The 10,308-nt window shown below is 43.3% G+C and carries 11 protein-coding genes; all 11 read right to left on the minus strand.

The genetic code is table 11. From position 1 onward, the window contains the following. Positions 1-3: 3 nt before the first annotated feature. Entirely contained in the window at positions 4-753 is a 750-nt protein-coding gene (locus IOC57_RS22155) for a YwmB family TATA-box binding protein (RefSeq protein ID WP_207440725.1), read from the minus strand. Between the two features lie 158 nt (positions 754-911). After that, positions 912-1,154 (minus strand): DUF1146 family protein, encoded by a 243-nt coding sequence (locus tag IOC57_RS22160; RefSeq protein WP_207440726.1) that lies wholly within the window; start codon positions 1,152-1,154, stop codon positions 912-914. 149 nt (positions 1,155-1,303) lie between these two features. After that, positions 1,304-2,830 carry an NADH-quinone oxidoreductase subunit NuoN gene (nuoN, locus tag IOC57_RS22165; protein WP_207440727.1) on the minus strand — a complete coding sequence of 509 codons (1,527 nt, stop codon included), beginning with the start codon at positions 2,828-2,830 and terminating at the stop codon, positions 1,304-1,306. Between the two features lie 3 nt (positions 2,831-2,833). Then, positions 2,834-4,357, minus strand: a complete 1,524-nt coding sequence (locus tag IOC57_RS22170; protein ID WP_207440728.1) for a complex I subunit 4 family protein — start codon at positions 4,355-4,357, stop codon at positions 2,834-2,836. Next, the gene (gene nuoL / locus IOC57_RS22175) at positions 4,354-6,225 is read right to left on the minus strand and encodes an NADH-quinone oxidoreductase subunit L (protein ID WP_207440729.1); all 1,872 of its coding nucleotides are present in this window, start codon (positions 6,223-6,225) and stop codon (positions 4,354-4,356) included. The genes IOC57_RS22170 and nuoL overlap by 4 nt, the downstream gene beginning before the upstream one ends. Before the next feature lie 34 nt (positions 6,226-6,259). Next, positions 6,260-6,574 (minus strand): NADH-quinone oxidoreductase subunit NuoK, encoded by a 315-nt coding sequence (nuoK, locus tag IOC57_RS22180; protein WP_207440730.1) that lies wholly within the window; start codon positions 6,572-6,574, stop codon positions 6,260-6,262. After that, positions 6,571-7,089, minus strand: a complete 519-nt coding sequence (locus tag IOC57_RS22185; RefSeq protein WP_207440731.1) for an NADH-quinone oxidoreductase subunit J — start codon at positions 7,087-7,089, stop codon at positions 6,571-6,573. The genes nuoK and IOC57_RS22185 overlap by 4 nt, the downstream gene beginning before the upstream one ends. Further along, positions 7,086-7,505 (minus strand): NADH-quinone oxidoreductase subunit NuoI, encoded by a 420-nt coding sequence (gene nuoI, locus IOC57_RS22190; protein ID WP_048685828.1) that lies wholly within the window; start codon positions 7,503-7,505, stop codon positions 7,086-7,088. The genes IOC57_RS22185 and nuoI overlap by 4 nt, the downstream gene beginning before the upstream one ends. A 33-nt stretch (positions 7,506-7,538) precedes the next feature. Then, positions 7,539-8,546, minus strand: coding sequence for an NADH-quinone oxidoreductase subunit NuoH (gene nuoH / locus IOC57_RS22195; protein WP_207440732.1), 1,008 nt, complete (start codon positions 8,544-8,546; stop codon positions 7,539-7,541). Then, the gene (locus tag IOC57_RS22200) at positions 8,547-9,644 is read right to left on the minus strand and encodes an NADH-quinone oxidoreductase subunit D (protein WP_207440733.1); all 1,098 of its coding nucleotides are present in this window, start codon (positions 9,642-9,644) and stop codon (positions 8,547-8,549) included. A 5-nt stretch (positions 9,645-9,649) separates the two neighbouring features. Continuing rightward, positions 9,650-10,308: NADH-quinone oxidoreductase subunit C (locus IOC57_RS22205; protein ID WP_207440734.1), on the minus strand; the 659-nt coding region annotated here is incomplete at its 5' end.

A 10,308-nucleotide genomic window follows, 5' to 3' on the forward strand; every position in this document is an offset into this window, starting at 1 on the left:
ATATTAATATTCAAACGTTATGATTGGTGTGCCAACTACAAAGTTCGTTCGGTCACCCAATCCTTCTGTCCGTAGCCCAAACTGCAAATTTAATTTTTCTTTTGTCAAAGGTTGTTTAAACAATGTTGAATGTGCAGATATAGATGTAAAGTTTGTTTCACGCACACTCTCAATTTCCCTTGCTTGGAACATATCTAACAGGTCTTCAGTTTTAGAGTTTAAAACCGAATCCATATTATCATTGATAGACCCTTTAATACAAGAAAAAATTGAAGGAGTCCCTATAAATAGGTCATTCACCCTGTTTTGGAACGTAGCAGTAAAAAATGCCGCATTGGCTTTCTTCCACTTTTCTCCCTTCACTTCGTAAATAACATAGGTAACCTTATCAAATTTCTCTTCCGTTGTCATTATTTTGATAGACTCGGTCAGACCTGAATCGACATTGTAAGTTAACGCCTCAGCTTTCCAGCCGGAAGCATCATCTTTCCGGTGCCATTGAAATTGAGGGTATTTTCGTTTTAAAGCTGTAACTTCGCTTTCAAACTCTCGTTTAGTTGTAATCTCTTTATTTATTTCTCTCGTGAGTACAGACCAATCCCCTATGTCTAAATCTTTATCATTTTGTAGCAGTCCCACCATTTTAACTATATCTGGTTTATTTTCTGCCACAATCGTACTATTCCCAATTAAAATCACCATCAAACCGAGAAATACTATGTATGTTAACATTTTTTTATTTAAAAAATACATGTTAAATCCCTCCCCTTTTTCACATTCTTTCCATAAGGAGAGAGATCATACTTCGAGTTTTCCGACAATTGGTGACATCTTCCCCTTAAACTGGCGGGAAGCAAAAGCGAATACAAGAGTAGAATCATATTTTGCTATAAGAAAAGTCTTACAGCTTATCAGTCATTACTAAACATATACGGGAGTTGGTTTGCAAATCCCAGGTAGTCAAGGAAGAAATTACTTACAACTGAACCGATGGCAACCGTTAATAAAATATATAAAACCCTGGCCTTGATGACCGAATTGGATCTTAACAATTTATCAAAATGTAATGCCTGTAAAGCCCACCAGGTAACTGCGATGAAAAACAAGTGTGCAATTATTCCCGTTAAAGCCTGCTGTCCCATTGCTGAAAACATGTACATACCTCCTAAAAGACACCCGAGTTCTATTCTAACACAAAACGCCTTCATATTTGGAATTTAAAAGGAAGAATTACAAAATATCTTTTTAAAACTGTAAATAGAGGCTTGATCCAATGGAACAAGCCTCTGATACAGGCATTATATCATTTACTCGAAATAAAGTCTGTAAATTCGCCAAATTGATCATGAATAAAATCAAAGGCAATATTTGGCGCCACCCCGAATAGTATGGTGCCTATTACGCAAATGATCAACACAGTGTAAAGTCCCGGACGAATTTTAATGGCCTTCTCTGAATGAACGGGTCGGAAGAAGACCTGGACCAATAATCCGAAATAATACACATAGGACACAATGGTACCTGCAATCATGATTCCCGCAAGGACAAAATGTCCAGGCTCCGTTATGAATGTTCCAAGAAAAATATTGAGTTTGCCAATGAAACCTGCCGTCCCGGGAATACCGGCAAGCGACAGAATGAATACAGTGAATGCCATGGCAAGATACGGTGATTTCCTCCCAAGTCCTGCAAGAATGCTAATATCTTCTGACCCACTTTGACTGGAGAGCAACTGAATGACTGCAAATACACCGATATTCATTAATAGATAAGCCATTAGGTAAAACCAGACAGTATCCAGCAGGAAATATCCCCCGCCCAATGTTGCCACTGCTACAAGCAGGTAACCCGCATGAGCGATGCTTGAATAGGCGAACAATCGTTTTAAATTTTGCTGCCTTAACGCAACCACATTTCCAATGATGATCGTAAGCCCTGCCAATGAAGCTATATAGATATTATTTTTTTCTAAAAAGTCGAGCGCTCCGAATGTATCACCGGAAGCTGTTAGGAACAACGAAAGAAAAATGCGCAGGATGATGACAAAACCCGCCATCTTCGAAATTACACTCAAGAAGGCTGCGACCGGTGTCGGTGCCCCCTCATAGACATCCGGCGCCCACATGTGAAATGGAGCGGCAGCTATCTTGAAGGATACACCGACAAATACCATGAAGAAAGCGAGACCCATAATGTATTGCAGCTGGCCGTCCGTCATCGCAGCCATCGTCCGGCTCATTTCGCCTAGATTGACGGAACCGGTCACTCCATATAAGTAGCTCATCCCGAATAAAGTGATGGCAGTGGAGATGCCTCCGTTTATCACATACTTCATGGACGCTTCGTTGGACTTCCGATCATGCTTACGGATTCCGACTAATATATAGGATGAAAGTGAAAGAAGTTCCAGTCCAACGAACAGGGTTATCAAATCACCGCTTGAGGACATGACCATCGCTCCCAGCAAAGCGGTCAGGAATAGATAATAAAATTCCCCCCGGTGCTCCCGCAGCCCCTCTGGCGGTTCATACCCTTCAGCCAGAAGGATGATTAGCGCCCCTCCGAATAATAGCAGCAGCTTAAAAGCTTTTGCAAATGAATCTAAACGAAACGTATCGGATAAGATACTGACCGTCTCAAAGGATAGCAGGCTAATCAGTGACAAACATGCCAAAATGATTCCAGTTAGCGCTAGCCATGCGAGTCTTCTCCGATTAAAGTGCTTCGGCCAGAATAAATCCAATAACGAAAGAATCATGGCCGTTCCAAGGATGATGAATTCCGGCATCATCGCTCCCCAATCATAAGAAAGCATCGTGTTCAAATCCATCCTTCATCGCCCCCCTAGAGCAAGCATCATGGCTTCAATCGTGCCTTGAAGAGGCCCGCCTAACAAATTTGGGTATACCCCAACAGATATTATCAAACCGAGAAGAACCATCGCCGGCAAAAACTCCCAGCTTCCAAGGTCCCTTGTCTCTTTTTCTATCAAGCTATCATTTTTCCCGAAGGTCATCAGCATGACCGCCCTCAGTACATAGACAGCGGTTAATACCAGCCCGATCACCCCTATTGCCGCAAGCAGCGGCTGACTCTTGAATAAGCCTAGAAATACCATGAATTCACTGATGAAGCCGGACATTCCAGGCAAACCAAGTGAAGCCATCCCGCAAGCTAACATGAACCCTGAAAAAATCGGCATCGACTTGGCCAATCCTCCAAGCTTAGGAAGCATGGTGGTTCCCGTCCGCTCGTACAACACACCCACCAAGAAAAACAACAATGCAGCAATTAGCCCGTGTGAGATGACTTGAAAAATGGCTCCCTGAATGCCCGATTCATTCAATGCACCCAGCCCCATCATGACTATACCCATATGTGAAATTGATGAATACGCTAAAACGTGCTTGAAATCCGTTTGTGCCAATGCCAGGAATGCACCATATAAAAAACTGAGAACCCCAAACAGGACAATGGTAAAGGCCAGGCTTTTATATTGTTCAGGAAATATCCCCATTCCAAACCGGATGATTCCGTATGCCCCTATTTTCAATAGTACACCCGCATGTATCATGACTATGGATGGAGGTGCCTCTGCATGGACCCGCACCATCCAGCTGTGAAAGGGAAAGACGGGCAGCTTTATTGCAAATGCAACGAGAAAGGCGAGACATAAACCATATTTCATCGAACCGGAGATGGGTGCAAAAAGCGAAACGCCGCCCATTGTCATCATCTGTGTCAATGCCGCGATGTTGGTCGTCCCTGTCCTGGCAAACAAAATCAAAATGGCCACCAATAAAACAGCCGAACCAAGGCCGTTATATATCAGAAAACTATAAGCGGCTCTCTCCCTCTCCAGAAAGCCCCATCTACCAATTAAAAAGAAAGCAGGAATCAATGTCATTTCAAAAAAGATGAAAAAAAGGAGCAAATTTTCTGCCGTGAAGACACCGAGCATTCCAATCTCCAAGATCAAAAATAGCAAATAATACCCTTTCCATTCTTTTTTTATATAAATGGATGCGATTGCGGCCAGTGATGAAATGATTGTTGTCAGTAATATGAAGGTGAGACTTAATCCATCCACCCCCAACTCAAAGTCAACCGTAAAGAGCTTGGGATCATACATCTCCAAATTCCCAAACCTGATCCAATTTAACTTAATGTCAAATAAGGACAGGGCCACGCCCGAATAATATTGGCTGTATAGAAAGAACGATAGGAATAGGGGAGGCAGTGTTCCAAAAAAGCCAAATTGTTTAATCGTCCTTTCCTCTTTTTTCGGCATAAGGGCAACCATCACTATGCCCAGCAGTGGTGAAAACACTAAAAGCGAGAGCAAATAGACATTCATCTTAGATACCCCCCAGTTACTGCAAAAATCACCAACAGTACCGCAAGTCCCAGAAAGGCTATCATGCCATATTGCTGCACCTGTCCTGTTTGCAGTTTAGACCCTATTTTCCCCAATCCTTCTATTGAACTTGTTACAGTGGAAACCAGGCCACCGACAATGAACCTTTCAATATAAGATAGGAATATACTAAGGCCTTTGATTGCATAGCCTGCAGTAAAATGGTAAATCTCATCAATATAATACTTATTTTCTAAAACCCTATATACCTCGGAGTTTTCTTTGGCAAGCCATTCCCGAGGCAACTTCTTTTTAGCGTATATCATATAAGCGAGGTATATCCCGGCCAACGATACAAGCACGGCCAACAACATTATCCAAACGGGCCCCTCACTATGGCTGGAGCCTAGAAGAGATTCATTTCCCTCCACAAGCCACTCCCCAAGGAAAGTTCCAAACCACGGTGTTTGGATATACCCGCCGATTACAGCAAGCGAGGCCAATATGAACATGGGAATTAACATGATGGAAGGTGATTCCTCGACCTGTTTTACTTGACTGCGCGAATCGCCTGCAAAGATCATGAAAAACAGCCGGAACATATAAAACGCAGTTAAAAAGGAGGTGACCACTGCTAGACCAAACAATATATAACTGCCATTCTCCCAGGCTGCCATTAGAATTTCATCTTTGCTGAAAAAACCCGAGAGCAACGGAAACCCTGATATCGCCAAAGTGCCTGTCAGGAACAGCGGTCCAGTCCAATTCATCTTGCCCCATATTCCGCCCATCTTTTCCATATCCTGTGTATGTATAGCGTGAATAACACTGCCTGCTGCCAAAAACAGCAAGGCTTTAAAAAAAGCATGGGTCATTAAATGAAACACCCCGGCCACATATCCCGAAGTACCCAAAGCAAGCATCATAAAACCGAGCTGGGAGATTGTCGAATAGGCCAATACACGCTTAACATCCTTTTGCACTATGGCAATGCTTGCGGCAAATATGGCTGTTATTCCACCAGTTATCGCTACAACCTGCATCGCTGCTTCACTAGCCATGAATAACGGAAACATGGCCGCCACCAGGTAAACCCCTGCAGCAACCATGGTTGCTGCGTGTATCAATGCGGAAACCGGGGTCGGGCCTTCCATTGCATCTGGAAGCCATGTGTGAAGTGGAAATTGTCCAGACTTCCCAACCGCACCGATAAAAATCAAAATAGCGATTAAAGTCAGTTTTTCACTTGATATCATGCCCGATTGAATAGCTTGAAAGATCTCCCCGTATTCAAAGCTGCCTGTTTCCCAGAATACAAGAATGATGCCGATCAAGAGTCCTACATCCCCAATCCGGGTCATGATGAATGCCTTCTTTGCAGCAGCCTTAGCTTCCAGTTTATGAAAGTAAAACCCAATGAGCAAGAAAGAACCCACCCCGACCAGCTCCCAAAAGATATAAAGTTGTAATAAATTAGGTGCCATGACAAGACCAAGCATAGCAAAGGTGAAGAAGCCCAGATAAGCATAAAAAATGGAGAATCGCACTTCACCCTTCATATACTCCTTCGAATATATCTGGACAAGCAGGCTGACAAGGGAAACGACCACAAGCATCAAGGCATTAAGCTGATTGATTTCGAAGCCAGCTGTAAGTTGCGTCCCTCCGAAGGAAAGCCAATCTATCGATATATTATAAGTAGGTTCTTTAAATCGTTCTATCAGGACAAGCAATGATAAAACAAACGAAGCCAATGTACATATTATCCCTATAAAAGCCCCTCGTTCCCGCAACCGCCTGCCTGATAGAAGCAGAACCAGAAACGTGACGAGTGGAAAGATCGGTATGAGCCATGCGTGCTCCATCATCGTATCAAATCCCCTTCTTCATTTATATAAACCTTCAATGCTTCATCATTTCCATTTCATCGACATTGACCGTCTTCCGATTGCGATAAAGGGACATTAGTATAGCCAGCCCTACAGCTGCCTCGGCCGCAGCGATCGTAATCGTGAATAAGGAAAAAACTTGACCCGTAATGGATGGCGTTACCCCGAATTTGCTGAAGGCAACTAAATTGATATTCGCAGCGTTCAGCATCAGCTCGATTGAAATCAAAACAATGACCGCATTTCTTTTCGTCAAGGCACCGTACAGCCCTATACAAAATAAAACGAGTGCCAATACAAGGTAAGCCGACAAGGGGACTCCCGTCATGATCGATCTCCCTCCTCATCATCTTTTTTAGCCAATACGATGGCACCGACTAAAGCAACAAGCAGGAGTACCGACATCAATTCAAATGGAATCACATATTTTGAAAAAAGTTCAATTCCTATTTGCTTCGTATTTTCCTCATGCAAGGCCGTTGGCTGTACAGGTATATCCAGATTATAAATCCCCAGATAAACCGCCACGGCAAATCCAGCAATCGCTGCCAGCAAGGAGAAATTCCCCCAGCCCCCTTTAGCGGGTGCATCATTTTCTTGGTGTTTTGTCAGCATAATCCCGAATAACATCACGATCGTAATTGCCCCTGAATAAATAAGGATTTGGACAATGGCGACAAACTCGGCCGAAAGCAACATATAAATGCCTGCAATGCCCAAGAAAGTAAAAACAAGTGCAATTACCATATGCACCACTTTTGTTAAGGTTATCAGCAGCACCCCGCCTACTATCGCGACGAGTGCCAAACCAATAAAAGCAATTAATTCACCCGACAAACTCATACTTTATTCACCTTCCGGATATTTTCATCATTTTCATCCAGCCACTCCAGATTTTTAAATAGATGATCACGGCTATACTCGGCCAGCTCGAATTGATTCGTCATCACGATTGCTTCTGTAGGACAGACCTCCGTACACAAATCACATAAAATGCATATCTCGAAATTGATGTCATACGTATCGATGATTTTCCCTTTTTTCGACGGGTCCGGATGTTTCTTACCAGTTAATTGAATACAATCCGTTGGACAAATCGTCACGCATTGATTGCATACGATACACTTTTCGGGATAGAATTTTTGGATTCCTCGGAATCGGTCAGGGAGCGGAAGCGGCTCATTCGGGTAGTCATAGGTCACTTTTTTCCTTGTCAAGTTCTTTAATGTATAGGTTAAACCTTTTGCTAAACCAAGCATATAAATCCCTCGCTTTCCGACCAGCTTAAGTTTCTAAAAAAGGTTAATCAATTCTTTTATTAGTGCCGTCAAAAATATATTTGCCAATGCAACCGGAAGCAGTACTTTCCATCCGAATTCCATCAATTGGTCGGCCCTTATACGAGGAAAGGTTACACGAATCCAGACCAATACATAGAATACAGCACTGAACTTCAGACCGAACCAGATGGCTGCCGGAATAAAATCCAAAAACGGAATAGAATTCCATCCTCCTAAAAATAATACAGTGGTTAGCGTTGCCATTGCAAACATATACACATATTCGGATAACATAAAGAAGGCCCAGCGAAATCCAGAGTATTCAACATGATAGCCTGCAACAAGTTCGGATTCCGCTTCCGGAAGGTCAAAGGGAACCCTGTTCAACTCAGCAACCGATGCAATAAAAAACACGATAAATGCAATCGGCTGAAGAAAAATGAACCAAACCTTTTCCTGGGCTGCAACTATATCATTCAAGTTTAAACTGCCTGTAATGAGGACGATTCCCACTAGCGACATCACCAAGGGGATCTCATAAGATATCATTTGCGCGGCTGCCCTCATCCCGCCAATCAAAGAATATTTATTATTGGATGCCCAACCCGCAGTGACGATACCGATGGTCGATATGCCGGAGATCGCAATATAATAAAGCAGTCCGACACCTATATCAGCAAATTGGAAGGCCTCGGTGAACGGCAAGGTAGCAAGGACCATGAAAGCGGGTGCAAAAGCAATTACCGGAGCTAAAATATATAACGGCTTATCAGCCTTTTTAGGAATCGTATCTTCCTTGATCAGAAGTTTCAAAACATCAGCAACGGTCTGCAAGAGACCCCATTTCCCCCCAATTTGGTTTGGGCCGACACGCATTTGCATGAACCCCATGATTTTCCGTTCTGAAAGGATTCCATAGGTCACAAACCCTAGTACGACGAACAGGAGCAGGACTGCCAAACCAAAAAAAATGCCAAAATTCAGTAGGCTTGGAGCGGAGTGGAGAAGATCCTTGATCATTTATCCATCCACCTCCCCTAAAACGATATCTATTGCACCTAATATCGTTATCAAGTTCGCCATATTTTCCCCTTCCAATAATTTCGGAAGAATTTGCAGATTATAAAAAGAAGGTCTGCGAAATTTCAAACGGTATGGCTCCTTTTTCCCTTCACTCGCGATATAACATCCGATTTCCCCTCTTGGTGATTCAATTCGGACAAATGCTTCACCCTTAGGAACCTTTATTATTTTAGGTACCTTAGCAAGGACCGGCCCTTCTGGAAATTGCTCAACGGCCTGTTCGATGATTTTCAATGATTCTTCGATTTCTTCCATTCTACAGTGATAGCGTGAAAAGGCATCTCCCTCTTCCCTTGTAGGAACATCAAATGTGAACCTGTCGTAAATGGAATATGGTTCTTTTTTTCGCAAATCCCATTTCACACCTGTACACCTTAAGTTGGCACCGCTAAGCGAATACTGCAAGGCTTCTTCCTTCGTATAGATGCCCACCCCTTTAACCCGATTAACAAAGATCTCATTCCCTGTCACAAGCTCGTGGTAACCGGCAAGCTGCTCCCTCATATAAGGGACAAACTCGGCGACCTTCGCGATCCAGTCTTCAGGAGCATCCCATTTCACACCTCCGACACGCATATAATTGAATGTAAGACGTGCACCTGACAATTCAGTCAATAAATTAACGATCATTTCACGCTCTCGAAAGGCATATAGGAAAGGGCTCGTCGCACCTATATCCAGCAAGTATGTACCCCACCATACAAGGTGGCTTGCAACTCTGCCCAATTCCATCGCGATAACCCGCAAATATTCTGCCCTATCGGGAATCTCCACCCCCATCATTGTCTCAACAGCATGGCAAAGCACATAATTATTTGTCATTGCCGCTAGATAATCGAGCCGATCGGTATATGGGATTATTTGTGTATATTGCAGATTTTCCGCTAGTTTTTCCGTACCGCGATGCAGATACCCAATGACAGGTGTAGCCTCTTTTATAATCTCACCGTCAATCTTGATGACAAGCCGAAAAACACCATGTGTACTCGGATGCTGTGGCCCGACATTGAGAAGCATTTCTTCCGTCCTTAACATTGGGCTTACACCTCCACATCATAAGGCTGATAATCTTTTCTAAGGGGATACCCCTTCCACTCTTCACCAAGTAAAATCCGCTTTAAATCAGGGTGTTCATTAAAGTTAATCCCTAATAAATCATATGCCTCACATTCTGGCCAATTTGCTCCTGACCATAATGGGACCAATGATGGAATAACGGGAGAGTCCCTATCAAGCTTCACCTTCAAGGCAACTGATTGGTTCATTTTGAACGAATGTAGATGTACATAGATTTCCATATGGGACTCAAAATCCGTACCATGAAGTTCCGATAAATACGAAAAGTTAAGCTGTGCATCATACCGCAGAAATTTAGCTATTGAGAAATATGTATCCGGTTTAGCCACTAAAGTGGGTACATCTTTTGATAATCTATTAATATAGTGCTCTAATAATGCCCCTTGCCCTACATGGCTTTCAATAGCAGAAACAATTTGATCGAGTTTCGACTGATTTGGTGAAAGTTCGCTAGGAGTGTTACCTTCCTTGTTTTCCTTTACAGCAGTCCTGGTCTTCGCAGCCGCCGCCGCTTTCGCCTTGGCCGCTGCCGCTGCCTTTTGCTTCGCTGCATCCATTTCCATTTCCGGCTTTTCTGCATTTTCAGCTTTCGCCTGTTTTCGGGCCAATGCTGCCGCTTTCG

This window comes from Bacillus sp. SD075 (assembly GCF_017355165.1).
Taxonomy (GTDB): Bacteria; Bacillota; Bacilli; order Bacillales; family DSM-1321; genus Peribacillus.

Coding starts and splice junctions, on each gene's coding strand:
- nuoN (WP_207440727.1), bottom strand. CDS start 2,830: ATGGATTTGAACACGATGCTTTCTTATGATTGGGGAGCGATGATGCCG.
- nuoI (WP_048685828.1), bottom strand. CDS start 7,505: ATGCTTGGTTTAGCAAAAGGTTTAACCTATACATTAAAGAACTTGACA.
- IOC57_RS22185 (WP_207440731.1), bottom strand. CDS start 7,089: ATGAGTTTGTCGGGTGAATTAATTGCTTTTATTGGTTTGGCACTCGTC.
- IOC57_RS22200 (WP_207440733.1), bottom strand. CDS start 9,644: ATGTTAAGGACGGAAGAAATGCTTCTCAATGTCGGGCCACAGCATCCG.
- IOC57_RS22170 (WP_207440728.1), bottom strand. CDS start 4,357: ATGAATGTCTATTTGCTCTCGCTTTTAGTGTTTTCACCACTGCTGGGC.
- IOC57_RS22155 (WP_207440725.1), bottom strand. CDS start 753: ATGTATTTTTTAAATAAAAAAATGTTAACATACATAGTATTTCTCGGT.
- IOC57_RS22160 (WP_207440726.1), bottom strand. CDS start 1,154: ATGTTTTCAGCAATGGGACAGCAGGCTTTAACGGGAATAATTGCACAC.
- nuoK (WP_207440730.1), bottom strand. CDS start 6,574: ATGACGGGAGTCCCCTTGTCGGCTTACCTTGTATTGGCACTCGTTTTA.
- nuoH (WP_207440732.1), bottom strand. CDS start 8,546: ATGATCAAGGATCTTCTCCACTCCGCTCCAAGCCTACTGAATTTTGGC.
- nuoL (WP_207440729.1), bottom strand. CDS start 6,225: ATGATGGAGCACGCATGGCTCATACCGATCTTTCCACTCGTCACGTTT.